This window comes from Dyadobacter jiangsuensis (assembly GCF_003014695.1).
In the GTDB taxonomy this organism is placed as follows: Bacteria; Bacteroidota; Bacteroidia; order Cytophagales; family Spirosomataceae; genus Dyadobacter; species Dyadobacter jiangsuensis.
Genome location: NZ_PYAS01000007.1, coordinates 13,769 through 27,216 on the forward strand (window position 1 = coordinate 13,769; position 13,448 = coordinate 27,216).

Below are 13,448 nucleotides of genomic sequence, written 5' to 3' on the forward strand. Positions count from 1 at the left end.
TATGCCGTCATTTGTAACCAATCCCAAACCCTTTCTTAGCATGATTCGTCTTTCCGCATTTTACAATAGCATATTCCGCGGTACCCTGGCAGCACTTCTCTCCGGCGTTTTCGCATTCAACGCCATCGCACAATCAATCAAAAACCGGCCCAAATCTGCTCCCGACCAGGATTTCATGTACCAATATTCAATCATCGACGCACTCATGGCAGGCGTTTTCGACGGCGACCTGACGATCGGGCAATTGAAAAAGAAAGGCGATTTCGGCGTCGGCACCTTCAACCGGGTCGATGGCGAGCTGCTGATCGACAAAGGGCACGTTTACAAAATCAGCTATGACGGCTCTGTGAAAGAAGTACCCGATTCCGACAGCACTTCCGCGGCATTCGTCAAGTTCTTCAAAGCCGATACCATAATCCGGTTGAACGGCCCCGGGCTCACCTACGAGAAAGTGCAGGAGCAAATCAGGCATATGCTCAATCCGAACGGCATTTATGCATTACGAATTTCGGCCACCTTCCCTACCATGACCACGAGAGCTGAAAAACCGGCCAGCAAACCGTACACCTCCCTACCCGAACATTTGAAACACAACCAGGTCGTATTTGAGTTAAAAAACACGACTGGTATTTGCAGCGGCTTCCTGCTGCCACCCTACCTCGCCCGTACCAATGTGCCGGGGTTTCATTTGCATTATCTGGCGGACGATCATAAATCGGGCGGGCACATTTTCAATTTCACCACCGACGCGCTGACCATTGAAGTAGACATGGCCAGGGGCTTCACCATCGAGAACAATACCAATGCCGAGTTTGGCAAAGTAAATCTCCAACCCGACCGCGGCGCCGAACTGAAAAAGATCGAATAATCGCCAAGTTGCCCCAAGCGATTTGCCGTCTGGCGTTACAGCCTTTATATTTATGCCTGATTTTTACATATTTCCATGAAAAACAGCCTCCTGCTCTCACTCCTCTTCACGATTTCTGCCAGCGCCGCCGACGCGCAGGTTACTTATTTTGCGGATTTGATGGGCAAAGGCTTTAAACAGGCGACGATCGTCCAGCCTTCCGATTACGAAGGCAGCGTGACCTGCACCCTCGTGCGTAAAACCACACCTGATAAGAGCACCAAGGCAGTGCTGTACGTCCACGGTTTCAACGACTATTTCTTCCAGGAGGAAATGGCCGAGCGGTACATCAAAGAAGGTTTCAACTTTTACGCGATCGATCTCCGGAAATATGGGCGTTCGTGGCTCAGCCATCAAAAAATCAACAACATCCGGGACCTTTCCGAGTATTATGCCGATATCGACACCGCTCTGGCGGTCATCAAAGGGGAAGGCAATGAAAAGGTACTTTTGAGCGGGCATTCTTTGGGTGGACTAACCATTTCGCTCTACGCAAGTGAGCGCGCGGGCAAGGAAAAATTCGATGCGGTGCTGCTCAACAGCCCGATGTTTGCATTAAATATCAAATCTGGCCTTAAAAAAACAGCATTACCTCTCCTGTTAAAGAGGGCTGAAAAACACCCGGAAACGACATTCGACCTCGGCATTAACCCGCTTTATGGCGAAAGCCTGCACATAACAGCGCATGGTGAATGGTCGTATAGCCTGGGCTTGAAACCATTTGTTGCCCCGCCGGTTAATCTCGGCTGGATACGAGCTGTGTACAATGCGCAGGAACGGCTTACACAAGGCATTACCATCAACAAACCGGTACTGGTGCTGCATTCGACCAAATCCATCGACGAGAAGAAATGGAGCGACGTTTTCTTCACCGGCGACGCCGTGCTGAATGTCGAGGAGATAGCTCGCCTAAGCCAGAACATCGTAGGCCAATACAGCATCCAGGCAGTCCAGGGAGGCATGCACGACCTGATCCTTTCGAAACAGCCGGTGCGCGACGAAGTGTACTCCACCATTTTCAACTGGGCCAAACGGACAGTGAAGTAACTCGCCGACTTCAGATTTCCTCCAAAATTTGTAGTTTCATTTGCACAAACAACAATGCTATGAAACTGCTGCTCATTGAAGACGAAAAAGCGCTGGCCACCAGCATTCAGAACTATTTTCAGCGCGAAAACTTCATTTGCGAATGGGCAGCAGACTATCGGACGGCGGTAGAGAAGATCAATATTTACCGCTACGATTGTGTGCTGGTGGACCTGATGCTGCCCGATGGCGACGGCCTCGACGCGGTTCGGGAGCTGAAACGTAACTTCCCGGAGACCGGCATTATCATCATTTCCGCTAAAAATTCGCTCGACGACCGCATTACCGGCCTTAACCTGGGCTCGGACGACTACCTCACCAAGCCATTCCACCTTTCGGAGCTCAACGCGCGCGTGCAGGCGGTCATACGCCGGCGGAGTTTTCAGGGTAGCCAGCAAATACGGTTCGGCAAAATCCAGATTGATCCGCAGGAGCATTTGGTATTGGTCGATCAGCAGGAAATCGTGCTTACCCGCAAGGAATACGACCTGCTCGTGTACCTGATCGCCAACAAAAACCGCGTGCTCACCAAGGAATCGATCGCTGAGCACCTCTGGGGCGACGATGCGGATTTAATGGACAATTTTGACTTTATATACACACATATTAAAAACCTGAGAAAGAAGCTGATGGACAAAGGCTGCCCCGATTACCTGAAATCCATTTACGGCGTGGGCTATAAATTCAGCGAGCAATGAAACTCCTGGAACGCATTCTCAAATACCAGATCGTCACATCGCTGTGCGTGCTCACACTAGGCGCCGTATTGTTCTATTTTTCAGTAGATTACCTGATCGACCGGGAAGTAAACAAGGAGCTCATGCGCAGCAAAGCAAAAGTGAGCTGGCAGCTGCGGCACATCAATGAGCTGCCGGTATACATCCTCCAACTCGGCGACAGCCTGCAACTCGACCAGGTTCGATATCCCGGCCAAATGGCGCTGGTAGAGCGAAAATTGTTCAATGAGTTTGAAAACGAATACCAACCCTACCGGCAGCTGATCTTCTACGAACGCGTGGAAGGCGCCTGGTACCGTGTGACGATCAGCAAGTTACTGGCTCAGCGACAGCAGCTATTGGAAGCGGTGGTCATGACGGTTACGTTCATTGTAGCCTTGTTACTTATATCGCTCCTGTTGCTCAACAGCTGGCTTTCACGCCGGTTATGGCGGCCTTTTTACAAGACATTGCGCGCATTGGATTCGTATCAGGTCGAAAAGCACGAGGTGCTTACCTTTCCCAAACAGCACACCGTCGAATTTGAGCAGTTGAACCAGTCGGTAACGCATTTTACCGACCGCCTCGCCGCCACCTACCAGAACCTGAAAGAGTTTACCGAGAACGCCTCGCACGAAATACAGACGCCACTGGCGGTGATTTTGTCCAAAATCGAGGGACTGTTCCAGGATGAGAGCCTGAAAGAATCGCAGCTCGTGGCACTTTCGGAGATCAGCGAGGCAGCCAACCGGCTTGCGAAACTGAACCAGGCATTATTATTGCTTACCAAGATTGAAAACCGGCAGTTTCTGGCCGGTACCGAGCCGATCAGCCTGGTTCCGATCATCAACCGGAAACTCCGCGATCTGGAAGACCTGATCGAGCAGCGGGGTATTACGGTGAAGACGGCGATCGAGCCGACGGGTCCAGTGATGCACCCGGCATTGGCGGAAGTACTGGTCAATAATTTGCTGACCAATGCGATACGCTATAATGTAAACGGGGGAACGATCGATATTGCCCTCAATGCGGGCAAGCTGGTAGTCCGCAACACGGGTGCCCCTATCCATATCGACCCCGAACTAATGTTCGAACGCTTCCGGAAAGAAGGCACCCATTCGGCCTCACTGGGGCTCGGACTAGCGCTGGCGAAGACGATCTGCCAGGTGAATGGGCAGACGCTTACTTACGAAACCGACGGTCCATGGCACATTCTCACGGTGACCTGGTAACGATATTCAAGATTTTTCATGGCTAGTAGTGAATAAAGGGAGGGTTTCTGATCCTCCTTTTTTTATGCATTTCAAAAAAATATGCAACTACAAATTGTCTTCAGAATTCACACAGAATTGCAACAGGATCGCTACTGAAATTTGAATACACTTAATCAATTTAATAGCGATGACAACAACCCGGAATTTCAGAAAACTTGCAGCAGTAGCTTTCGCATCCGCATTATTGGGCGGAACCTCCTATGCTACCTACGAACATTTTGGCAAACCAGATACGATTTCAACGTGGGTCAATAACGCGACCCCGTTTGTTAAAGCCCGGCTGGATGCCAAGTCGGGGGCTGCCGCCAACGGCGCCACCGCGATGATCCCCGCCGACTTTTCATTTGCCTCCAAAAAAGCCACCGCGGCAGTGGTACATATTAAATCAACCTTGAAGCCTGAACGAACAGTGAGTCAAATGCAAATACCGGAAGAGTTCAGGGATTTCTTTGGCGGCCGCAGCCCGTTCGGTCAGCAAGCGCCCGAGGGTAAAATGGAGAAACCCCAAGCCACCGGTTCGGGCGTGATCATCAATCCCGACGGCTATATCGTGACCAACAACCACGTGATTCAAGGCGCGGAAACGTTGGAAGTGACCCTCGCCGACAAGCATACCTACAAAGCCAAGGTAATAGGCAGCGACCCGAACACCGACATCGCGCTGATCAAGATCGACGCGAAGAATCTGCCGGCATTGTCGTTCGGTAACTCCGAGAATGTCGAAGTAGGACAATGGGTATTGGCGGTGGGTAACCCCTACAACCTGACGTCGACTGTCACCGCGGGCATTGTGAGCGCGAAAGGACGCAGCATTAATATCCTCGGCGAGAATGCCAAAGCTCCCATCGAGTCGTTCATCCAGACCGACGCGGCTGTGAATCCCGGTAACTCCGGTGGTGCGTTGGTGGACTTGAATGGTAACCTCATCGGCATCAATACTGCCATTGCCAGCCAGACAGGCTCATTTGCAGGTTATTCGTTCGCCGTTCCTTCGAGCATTGCGCACAAAGTGGTGGAGGACATTTCCAAGTTCGGCTCCGTACAGCGCGGGTACCTGGGTGTAGGGATCAGCGAAGTGGATGCGGCGAAAGTCAAATCATTTGACCTGAAAGTGGACGAGGGCGTGCGCATCGAGAATTTCGCGGATGAAAGTGCGGCCAAAGAAGCCGGCATCAAAATAGGTGACGTGATTACCAAAATCGACGGCCACGACATTACCAGCGTACCGCAATTGCAGGAAGCCATCGCCCAACATAAACCATCCGACAAAGTAACTGTCAATGTGAATCGCGACGGCGTCGACAAAGTGGTTTCCGTGACATTGAAAGGCATTTCCGAACCTTCGATAGCCGACCGTTCGTCTTCCGCTGTGATGGAGCAACTGGGTATCGAACTGAAAGACCTGACCAACCAGCAGAAAAAAGAATACGGAATCGGTGCCGGTGCACAGGTAACGGCCATCAATGCAGGCAAAATCCGCCAGGGTACCGATATGGAGGAAGGTTTTGTGATTACCAAAATTGATAAAACACCGGTTGCCAATGCCCGTGAAGCAGTGAAAATGCTGCAAGGCAAAAAAGGCGGGGTGATGATCGAAGGGCTTTATCCCGGCAACGATGAAACCCAATATTTCGCAATTGGATTGTAGTAAACCCGGGCTTTCCGGGAGGCTCCCGGAAAGCCCTTTAAAGTGACTCATTGACATGAAAAAGAATCTGATTTTGTTGGGAATGCTGACTGTGCTGGGCAGTGTGGTGCTCGCGCAAAGTCCCCAACAGCCGACTTCCGGCAAGGCATTAACTTATAACTGGATTGTCCCCGACATGAAAACCAATCAGAATCCGATGTACGCCAGCTCTTTATCGCGTCACCGCATTCAGATTGCTTTCGATAAGGCGCTGGAAAGCCGGGGGCTCACGCGCAACACCCAGCACCCTGACCTGCTCCTGCAATTCCACACCTATACGCAGCGCGTACGCAAGAACTACTACGGTGGCGGGGCTTATCCATTTGGCGCTTACCCGATGATGGGCTGGGGCCGCTACGGCTGGGGATATCCTTATTATGGTGGTTTCGGCGGCTATGGTTACGGCGGTTACCCCTATTCCACCACCGCCACCGACGGTACGCTCATCCTCGACGTGGTGGATACCAAAACCGGGGATATTATCTGGCAAAAAGCGATTTCCGGTGATGTGAGCAATCCAAACCGGCTTGAAAAACAGATCAATAAAGGAGTTAAGAAGTTAATGAAAAGCTTCCCTGTGTCATGAAAACGCTTCAATATTTCGCCGCTATTCTGCTCTCCGCCGCCAGCCTCACAGGCTACGGCCAGGATGATCAAATGGTTAGTAATGCGCAACAAAACATTGTCACTGACCAAAGCCTGCTCAAAGCCATTGCACCTTACAATGACGACGTCCGCAATGATATCCTCGTAGCTACCCAATACCCCGATGTGCTTGGCAAGCTTGCCGGGATCCGGGAAAAAAGCAGCGCGGGATTCCAGCAAATCATTCAAAATTACGCTCAAAAGAAACAAAACTGGTTTTACGAAGTCAGCCGGTATCCCGACCTGATGCATAAACTGGCAATGCTTCCGCGTAAAACTTCGCACGAGACGATCGACGGTATGCTGGCGAATGTGAACCCCTCCCCCGAGCTGAAAGAAGCTGCCTGGAAGTTGTATAACAACCACCATGGCGACCTGGTGGCAGTCGACAACCTCAACGAAGAAGCAAGCTCATCCTTCCAGAGCATGATCGCGTTGCTGGACCCCGATGCCCAGCACGCATTTAAAACCCTGGAAGAAATGCCGGACGTGTTATCGCTCCTGAACGACCACTCCGACCTGGTGACCCGATTGGGTGAGCGTTTCAAGGACAACCCGGCCGACGTACGCAACGACCTCGCGGGCATTCATGACCAGATGGAGGCCCAAAACAAAGAGGAACTGGCCGCCTATCAGGACGAGCTGAAACAAAATCCGCAGGCCATGCAGGAACTTAACCAGGCTTCGCAAGAATACGCGTCGCAGGGAGGTTACAGCTACCCCGCGCCCACCGGCGACAAGGTGGTCAACTACGGCAGCCCTTATTCCTACTGGTTTGGCTATCCTTACTGGTACGGTTCGCCGATGTGGTATCCTGGCTTGTATGGCTATGGTTCCGGCTTCTATTTCGGCCTGGGTGGCTATCCAATGGTTTACGCAATGCCGTCATTGGGCTTTTCGAGATGGTTCTTCGGAGGCGCCTACCGGTATTACCCGCACCTGTACCGCCAGTACGACCACTACTACCACACCATCGCCCCACGGAATTATATGTATTCGCCGAGAACCGCATTCATCGGTTCGGCAGCGAGACACTTCAATCCGTCGACCGGCTCCCGGTCCTACCTGTTCGACAGAGGCCAGGGTATGCGTTCAGCTCCGCGCTCGATAAATGCGCAAAGCTACCGGTCGATGCCCCGGAGTAATTCGTTCAGCGCCCCATCCCGGTCGTATGGATCTTTTGGAGGCAGAACTTTTAATGGCGGCGGCGGGGGATTTAGCCGGGGTGGTTTTAGTGGTGGTGGCTTCCGCGGGGGAAGACGGTAAAGCAACACAGAGTTAGAGGCTAAAAGCCGGTACCAGTCCGAACTCGTACCGGCTTTTACTTTGGTGGAAATGTTTTGTAAACATCGCCACGAACACCTATCGTTATGATGATGATGTCTGGCGCAATGTATTCAACACCCATTCGATATTGACCGATACGAATCCGATAATAATGATGACCGACTTTCTGCCCCCGAATACGGACGTAGTCGACACCTGCCGCTTCCAAAGTGCTGGCCCATTCCAACTTATTGATTATAGCCTGGGTAGCCCGTTGAACATTGGTTGGTAGTCGTGTAAATTCCCTGATAAATGAGTTTTTATAGACTATTTCCATCCCATCAGCTTAGAAAATTCTTCATGGGTAATGGTCTCCTCGCCTTGCCGCGCGTCCATTTCGAGAGCCAACAAATAGTCCTGCACATCATCATTATCGATAATATAAGCCAGTTTTCTGATCTCCTCCAATGTGAAGGTCTTCCGTTTTTTCTTGGCTGAGAAGTTGACGGTCGTCAATCCCAACTTGCCGGCCAGGTAATCATTCCGATACCCCGAAACCTCAATGAGTTCTCCAATATTCATAACAATGCGTTCGTAAAGTTTTACAGTTTCATTCATCATGATCAAGGAACTTTGAGTAGATTATAGAATACAAATATAGATGCAAATGTCAACAAAATTGTTATATATCATCTACAAAACATCACCTGGGCGCTAATCTGTCACCTCGCCGGATGGAAATCACGAATTATCCGCGCATCTTTACTCCCGAACCTTTACACTTTACTATCTATCATGCAGATCAGCGATCTCAAAATCCTCTTTTTCGACATTGGCGGCGTCCTTTTGAGTAATGGATGGGGCCATGAATCCCGTCTTCTGGCGGCGGAGAAATTCGGCCTCAATTATAAGGAAATGGACCAACTCCATAATTTCATCTTCAATGTCTACGAAATCGGGAGTGTGAATCTCGATCAGTACCTCGACACCGTGATATTCAATCACCCGCGCGACTTCGTCCGGGAAGATTTCAAAGAATTCATGTATTCGCAGTCGGTGGAGCTGCCCGGCATGCTGGCGTGGCTCAAAGAATGGAAAAAGGATTGCGGTTTCCGCATCATTTCCATCAATAATGAAGGTAAAGAACTGAACGATTACCGCATTCAGAAGTTCAAACTGCATACTTGCTTCGATGCATTCATTTCTTCCTGCGAAGTAAAAATGCGCAAGCCCGATCCGCGGATATTCGAGCTTGCCATGGGGATCGCACAGGCAACACCGAGCCAATGCGTGTATTTCGACGATCGCATTATGTTCGCCAATATGGCCAAAACACTCGGGCTGCGTGCCTTCCAGCACACCAGTTTCGAATCGACGAAGGAGATTCTCGAAGAACTGAAAAAAGAACAGTTCGACCGCTTCGGTCCCCCGCGTTGATCAGAATGTACGGTCGTCGGCGGAGGGCCCGTAAATAGAAGGAACGGCAATTTCGTTCAGCCGCATGTACACGGTGAGCTGGCCACGGTGGTGCACCCAGTGATTGATCGTAGAGCCGACTCCCTCACGTTTGGGCTGGGTAAATAGTACCTGGCCCTGCCGTTTGAGATAAAACGGGGCATCGAGTTCATCATCGGTAATGCCCGCAAGCGATTTTTGGGCGCCCTTGAAAACTTCCTCATAGTGGTCAAGCAATTCCTTGCTGGTAGAGAACTCGAATCGTTTGTAAGTGGCAAAATCAACTTCGCCCTCCTCAACCATAAAAGTGATCCAAAGGGGAATTTCAGCCACCAAAAGCGCGAGGTAGCCCATCTCCATGGAAGTAGGGTGCGGCTTGTAGCTAAATAATGCCACCGGAAACCTTTCCAGGCATTTGCGGGTCGAAGTATACTCTGCTTCCAGCTCTTTGATGTAGGCATCTACTAAGGTCCTGTTGCTCATAGTATTGTTCGTTTTTTCTCATATCCTTTAAAAAACAATGCCGGTAGCTATGATTAACATACGTCAATCTCGGTCTCACGAGGCGTCGCAGAAGAAAAAGTAAAAATCCCTTACCCGGATGTATAAAACCCCAGATATTCGCGGGCTGTATATGCCAATTCAACCGACCGTGAAGCAGTCGGCGGAGCGGGTTACGTACCAGGAATTTCTTCCGGATAGCGCATTGCAGGGCTTTATTTACTGCTATTGGCAATTGCGTACCACTGCCCCGCTGAATGAACCTTTTCTCTACCGCGTGGTCGCCGATGGCTGTATCGATATCTTCTTCGAGCTGCATAATCCCGCCGAAAATTTTGTAATGGGCTTCTGCAAAAAGTACACAGAGTTTCCGCTCGAAAACAGTTTTGACTACGTGGGCATACGTTTTTTACCCTCGATGTTTCCGCAACTATTCAAAATCAATGCTTCCGAACTGAGCAATCGCTTCGAAAACCTGGGCGTTGTAATACCCGGCACAGCGCAATTCATTGCCACGGCATTTGAGCCGGAGTTACCTCTGGCAGAGATCAAGCGCAGGCTTGACGATTATTTCCTGCATTGGATAGCGGACGTTAATTTCAATCACGATCCCCGTTTGTATGGGGCATTAGCCATGATCCTCCAAAATTTCGGTGTGTTGAATGTCGAAAAAGACCTCGACACCGGGCTCAGTCCACGCCAACTCCGACGGCTCTTCGAATATTACATCGGCGACTCGGCCAAAACGTTCAGCCAGGTGGTGCGTTTCCAGAATATCCTCCGTGCCAAGCCCTCCCAGCAAAGCCTCCGCGAGAACAAGTTGTTTTACGACAACGGTTATTACGACCAGGCCCATTTCATCAAGGAGTTCAAAAATCTTTACGGCGTGACGCCCGGCAAAGCATTCGGAAGGTGACTTTGTCCGTTTTTTACAATCCTGCCTCGCTGTCCGGGCCGATATTTGCATCATCAACAAAACGAACAGCATGATGAAACGGCTCCTTTCACTATTCGTATTGGTCTGCATCTGTGCCAATGCATTCTCCCAAACCAGTCCATCCACTCAAACTAAAGACAAAATGAAACTGAACGCAGGTATTGTCACTTCCAAACTGGCTGAAACCAAAGCATTTTACACCCAGACACTTGGCTTTGGGGTCACATTCGAAAACGAGTTTTACCTGCTGCTCCACACGCCGGGCGGTGCGTCGGAGCTCAGCTTCCTCCTGCCCGAACATCCTTCGCAACAGCCCTTGTTTCACAACGCATTTCAGGGACAAGGCATGTATCTGACCATCGAGGTAGACGACGTCGACAAACTTTACAAAGAACTCCAAAACAAAGGCGTACCGATCAAAATCGATATCCGTGACGAGCCCTGGGGCGACAGGCATTTCGCGATCCAGGACCCTAATGGCATCGGGATCGATCTTGTGAAGTATTCGCCGCAAGGGAAGTAGCCCTCCCCATACCATGCTGGTGCCCTAAAATCACCTGCATGGTATTTTCAGTAAATCCCAAGCGACCACTTTCCAGGATTCCCTTTATTTGCAAAAAATTCGAACAAAGATTTTCAAACAACAGTTTAGAAGAAAGAACTACGCAAATAATGAACGACCACATTACCAGAATCCAGCAGAACATCGAGCCCCTGCGGCAGCAGATTATCCAGCACAAAGTTTATTCGGTTATCAATGACATCGAGGACCTTAAAGTATTCATGAAATACCATGTGTACGCGGTCTGGGATTTTATGTCGTTGCTAAAATCACTCCAGAACAGCCTTACCTGCACATCTGTACCCTGGTTTCCGACCGGAGATGGCGAAACCCGCAATCTTATCAACGAGATCGTAGCCGGAGAAGAATCAGATGTGGATAGCGAGGGAAATTTCAAAAGCCATTTCGAACTCTACCTCGATGCCATGGCCCAATGCGGCGCCGACACCACTGAAATTGGGCGGTTTATCACCACCCTGCGCGAGACGGGCGACTTTGAAAAAGCATTCGATACAGCAGGAACACCCGAAAAAGCCCGTGAATTTGTCCGTTTCACTTTCGATACCATCAGCACGCGCAAGGATTACCTGCAAGCAGCCATTTTTACCTTCGGGCGGGAGGATCTCATTCCGGGCATGTTCATGTCGATTATCGAGGATATCCACCGCAATTTCCCCGACAGTATTTCCATTTTTAAATACTACCTTGAACGCCATATCGAAGTCGACGGCGACCACCACAGCCACCTCGCGCTTCGCATGACCGCTAACCTCTGCGAAAAGAACGAGGCGTTCTGGCAAGAAGCAGAACAGGCCACGATCGCCTCCCTCGAAAAGCGTATTGCATTATGGGATGGTGTTTATGAGGAAATAGCGGTAGAAAATATTACAAAGTAAGACGGACACATCATCATGTCTATTTCAAAAGAATCCGAACTGACCGGCATGCAGGAAGCCAGCCGTGCGGTAGCTACTACTTTACGTGCTATGCGTGAGCATGCGAAGCCCGGTATGACGGCCAAGGAACTCGACGATTTCGGCGGAGAAATGCTGAATAGCCTCGGCGCGAAATCCGCCCCGAAGCTTACCTATGGCTTTCCGGGCTGGACCTGCATTAGTGTCAACAACGAGGTAGCGCACGGCGTACCTTCCGAAACAAAGGTCCTGCAAGAAGGCGATTTGGTAAATATCGACGTTTCGGCCGAATTGAATGGGTTCTGGTCCGATAACGGCGGTTCGTTCGTTTTGGGCGAAGATATTCACGGGCACAACAAGCTGGTGAATGCTTCGAAACGGATCCTGAGCAAAGCACTCAGTCAAATCAAGGGCGGCGTAAGGATTGCCGACATCGGACGGCTGATCGAAACCGAAGCCAAACGCTCCGGCTACAAGGTGATCAGAAACCTGGCGGGCCACGGCGTTGGGCGCAGCCTGCACGAGGAACCGCATGAAATTGCCAACTTCTACGATCGGTACAATACGACCCGCTTCCGCAAAAACAGTGTGGTGGCTATCGAAACGTTCATTTCAACCGCCTCCACAAACGCGGCTACCGAGCGCGACGGCTGGACGCTCGTAGGCTCGCGCGGCGGGTATGTGGCGCAGCACGAGCACACGATCATCGTCACGGACGGCAAACCCGTGATCCTCACGGCCATGAATGGAATTTTCGATTGATTAAGACCAAAATCCCTGCACCTGGATCCCTAGCGGCGAGTCATTCCTTTTTTTGAGCTCTTTCCGCAAACGGATGCAGGTGGGGATATGCCCTGAAATATAGATGTTCGAATTGGCCAGCTGCCTGTCGCTGGTCCATTTGAGCATCGAATGCAGTCCTCCGTCACCGTTCTTCTTCACCGGCTGGATATTCCAGTTGAAATATTCTTTAAACTCCTCGCGGTGATTTTCGTGGGCGATCGTGATCGCGCCGCTGATTTTACGCGTACCGGCCAGCTGCTGCAGAGCCAGGTAATGGCCAATGCTGCTCATATCCCCCAGAACGACCATTTCTCCCCCATAGGTAGGCCGGTGCATGGTCGCGCCCACGCCCACGTATGTAATGCGGTCGCCTGTGCGCAGCGAGCGTATCCATTGCGCGCCGGGACCGTCCTGTTCGGCGTTGATGTATAAGGTGCAGGTACGGATATCCTCATCCCAGCCGGCGGGCGTATAATCGCGGTAAATTCCATCTCCGACCCGAACTTTAATATGCTGGACACGTTTCCAGCCACTCATGTCCATTTCGGGAAAATGGACGTCCACTTCAAAAAAGGTAGCAGGTTCCCAGGCCCGTATCGCAAGTACAGTTCCTGTTTTTCCAAAGGCATTTTCGAGCAAGTGCAGCGCTTTCTGTTTGATGATGTTCATTTTTCTTGCGATTGGATGGTGTTGTTCCATGGCTGACGATCCAGCC

16 protein-coding genes are annotated in these 13,448 nt (G+C 50.8%); 12 read left to right on the forward strand and 4 right to left on the reverse strand.

Annotation, left to right across the window (positions count from 1 at the left end; translation table 11 throughout):
* Positions 1–40: 40 nt before the first annotated feature.
* From budA to CLV60_RS15320, 7 genes are all read left to right on the forward strand, one after another.
* Positions 41–868, forward strand: coding sequence for an acetolactate decarboxylase (gene budA, locus CLV60_RS15290; RefSeq protein ID WP_106596539.1), 828 nt, complete (start codon positions 41–43; stop codon positions 866–868).
* Between the two features lie 75 nt (positions 869–943).
* On the forward strand, positions 944–1,954 hold the full coding sequence (locus tag CLV60_RS15295; protein ID WP_106596252.1) for an alpha/beta hydrolase: 1,011 nt from the start codon (positions 944–946) through the stop codon (positions 1,952–1,954).
* Positions 1,955–2,013: 59 nt separating this feature from the next.
* Complete coding sequence (locus tag CLV60_RS15300) at positions 2,014–2,691, forward strand: response regulator transcription factor (protein WP_106596253.1); 678 nt, start codon at positions 2,014–2,016, stop codon at positions 2,689–2,691.
* Entirely contained in the window at positions 2,688–3,941 is a 1,254-nt protein-coding gene (locus CLV60_RS15305; protein WP_106596254.1) for a sensor histidine kinase, read from the forward strand. Before CLV60_RS15300 ends, CLV60_RS15305 begins: the two co-directional genes overlap by 4 nt.
* A gap of 169 nt (positions 3,942–4,110) precedes the next feature.
* Complete coding sequence (locus tag CLV60_RS15310; protein ID WP_229210984.1) at positions 4,111–5,631, forward strand: Do family serine endopeptidase; 1,521 nt, start codon at positions 4,111–4,113, stop codon at positions 5,629–5,631.
* A gap of 55 nt (positions 5,632–5,686) precedes the next feature.
* Entirely contained in the window at positions 5,687–6,256 is a 570-nt protein-coding gene (locus CLV60_RS15315) for a DUF4136 domain-containing protein (RefSeq protein ID WP_106596255.1), read from the forward strand.
* Positions 6,253–7,581: a hypothetical protein gene (locus tag CLV60_RS15320; protein ID WP_106596256.1), complete on the forward strand. Its 1,329-nt coding sequence runs from the start codon at positions 6,253–6,255 to the stop codon at positions 7,579–7,581. The genes CLV60_RS15315 and CLV60_RS15320 overlap by 4 nt, the downstream gene beginning before the upstream one ends.
* 55 nt (positions 7,582–7,636) lie before the next feature.
* On the opposite strand, the gene CLV60_RS15325 is transcribed toward CLV60_RS15320, so the two are convergent.
* Positions 7,637–7,918, reverse strand: a complete 282-nt coding sequence (locus tag CLV60_RS15325; protein ID WP_106596257.1) for a type II toxin-antitoxin system RelE family toxin — start codon at positions 7,916–7,918, stop codon at positions 7,637–7,639.
* Positions 7,909–8,202: a hypothetical protein gene (locus CLV60_RS15330; protein WP_106596258.1), complete on the reverse strand. Its 294-nt coding sequence runs from the start codon at positions 8,200–8,202 to the stop codon at positions 7,909–7,911. Before CLV60_RS15330 ends, CLV60_RS15325 begins: the two co-directional genes overlap by 10 nt.
* A gap of 174 nt (positions 8,203–8,376) precedes the next feature.
* Here CLV60_RS15330 and CLV60_RS15335 point away from each other — a divergent pair, with 174 nt between their 5' ends.
* Positions 8,377–9,018 (forward strand): HAD family hydrolase, encoded by a 642-nt coding sequence (locus tag CLV60_RS15335; protein WP_106596259.1) that lies wholly within the window; start codon positions 8,377–8,379, stop codon positions 9,016–9,018.
* Here CLV60_RS15335 and CLV60_RS15340 read toward each other — a convergent pair whose 3' ends face one another.
* Entirely contained in the window at positions 9,019–9,519 is a 501-nt protein-coding gene (locus CLV60_RS15340; protein WP_106596260.1) for a DinB family protein, read from the reverse strand.
* 118 nt (positions 9,520–9,637) lie between these two features.
* Between CLV60_RS15340 and CLV60_RS15345 the strand changes: the two genes are divergently transcribed.
* The 4 genes from CLV60_RS15345 (at position 9,638) to map (ending at position 12,712) form a co-directional block, all read left to right on the forward strand.
* On the forward strand, positions 9,638–10,453 hold the full coding sequence (locus CLV60_RS15345; protein WP_106596261.1) for an AraC family transcriptional regulator: 816 nt from the start codon (positions 9,638–9,640) through the stop codon (positions 10,451–10,453).
* 163 nt (positions 10,454–10,616) lie between these two features.
* On the forward strand, positions 10,617–10,997 hold the full coding sequence (locus CLV60_RS15350) for a VOC family protein (RefSeq protein ID WP_106596262.1): 381 nt from the start codon (positions 10,617–10,619) through the stop codon (positions 10,995–10,997).
* Between the two features lie 149 nt (positions 10,998–11,146).
* Positions 11,147–11,932: a DUF3050 domain-containing protein gene (locus CLV60_RS15355; RefSeq protein WP_106596263.1), complete on the forward strand. Its 786-nt coding sequence runs from the start codon at positions 11,147–11,149 to the stop codon at positions 11,930–11,932.
* 15 nt (positions 11,933–11,947) lie between these two features.
* Positions 11,948–12,712, forward strand: coding sequence for a type I methionyl aminopeptidase (gene map, locus CLV60_RS15360; RefSeq protein WP_106596264.1), 765 nt, complete (start codon positions 11,948–11,950; stop codon positions 12,710–12,712).
* Here map and CLV60_RS15365 read toward each other — a convergent pair whose 3' ends face one another.
* Positions 12,713–13,402 (reverse strand): ferredoxin reductase domain-containing protein, encoded by a 690-nt coding sequence (locus tag CLV60_RS15365; protein WP_106596265.1) that lies wholly within the window; start codon positions 13,400–13,402, stop codon positions 12,713–12,715.
* Between the last annotated feature and the right edge of the window lie 46 nt (positions 13,403–13,448).

Excerpts from the sequence above, each read along its gene's own strand:
- CLV60_RS15325 (WP_106596257.1), bottom strand. The coding sequence starts at position 7,918 with ATGGAAATAGTCTATAAAAACTCATTTATCAGGGAATTTACACGACTA.
- CLV60_RS15330 (WP_106596258.1), bottom strand. The coding sequence starts at position 8,202 with ATGATGAATGAAACTGTAAAACTTTACGAACGCATTGTTATGAATATT.
- map (WP_106596264.1), top strand. The coding sequence starts at position 11,948 with ATGTCTATTTCAAAAGAATCCGAACTGACCGGCATGCAGGAAGCCAGC.
- CLV60_RS15320 (WP_106596256.1), top strand. The coding sequence starts at position 6,253 with ATGAAAACGCTTCAATATTTCGCCGCTATTCTGCTCTCCGCCGCCAGC.
- CLV60_RS15355 (WP_106596263.1), top strand. The coding sequence starts at position 11,147 with ATGAACGACCACATTACCAGAATCCAGCAGAACATCGAGCCCCTGCGG.
- CLV60_RS15335 (WP_106596259.1), top strand. The coding sequence starts at position 8,377 with ATGCAGATCAGCGATCTCAAAATCCTCTTTTTCGACATTGGCGGCGTC.
- CLV60_RS15305 (WP_106596254.1), top strand. The coding sequence starts at position 2,688 with ATGAAACTCCTGGAACGCATTCTCAAATACCAGATCGTCACATCGCTG.
- CLV60_RS15350 (WP_106596262.1), top strand. The coding sequence starts at position 10,617 with ATGAAACTGAACGCAGGTATTGTCACTTCCAAACTGGCTGAAACCAAA.
- CLV60_RS15315 (WP_106596255.1), top strand. The coding sequence starts at position 5,687 with ATGAAAAAGAATCTGATTTTGTTGGGAATGCTGACTGTGCTGGGCAGT.
- budA (WP_106596539.1), top strand. The coding sequence starts at position 41 with ATGATTCGTCTTTCCGCATTTTACAATAGCATATTCCGCGGTACCCTG.
- CLV60_RS15300 (WP_106596253.1), top strand. The coding sequence starts at position 2,014 with ATGAAACTGCTGCTCATTGAAGACGAAAAAGCGCTGGCCACCAGCATT.
- CLV60_RS15365 (WP_106596265.1), bottom strand. The coding sequence starts at position 13,402 with ATGAACATCATCAAACAGAAAGCGCTGCACTTGCTCGAAAATGCCTTT.
- CLV60_RS15340 (WP_106596260.1), bottom strand. The coding sequence starts at position 9,519 with ATGAGCAACAGGACCTTAGTAGATGCCTACATCAAAGAGCTGGAAGCA.
- CLV60_RS15345 (WP_106596261.1), top strand. The coding sequence starts at position 9,638 with ATGTATAAAACCCCAGATATTCGCGGGCTGTATATGCCAATTCAACCG.
- CLV60_RS15310 (WP_229210984.1), top strand. The coding sequence starts at position 4,111 with ATGACAACAACCCGGAATTTCAGAAAACTTGCAGCAGTAGCTTTCGCA.
- CLV60_RS15295 (WP_106596252.1), top strand. The coding sequence starts at position 944 with ATGAAAAACAGCCTCCTGCTCTCACTCCTCTTCACGATTTCTGCCAGC.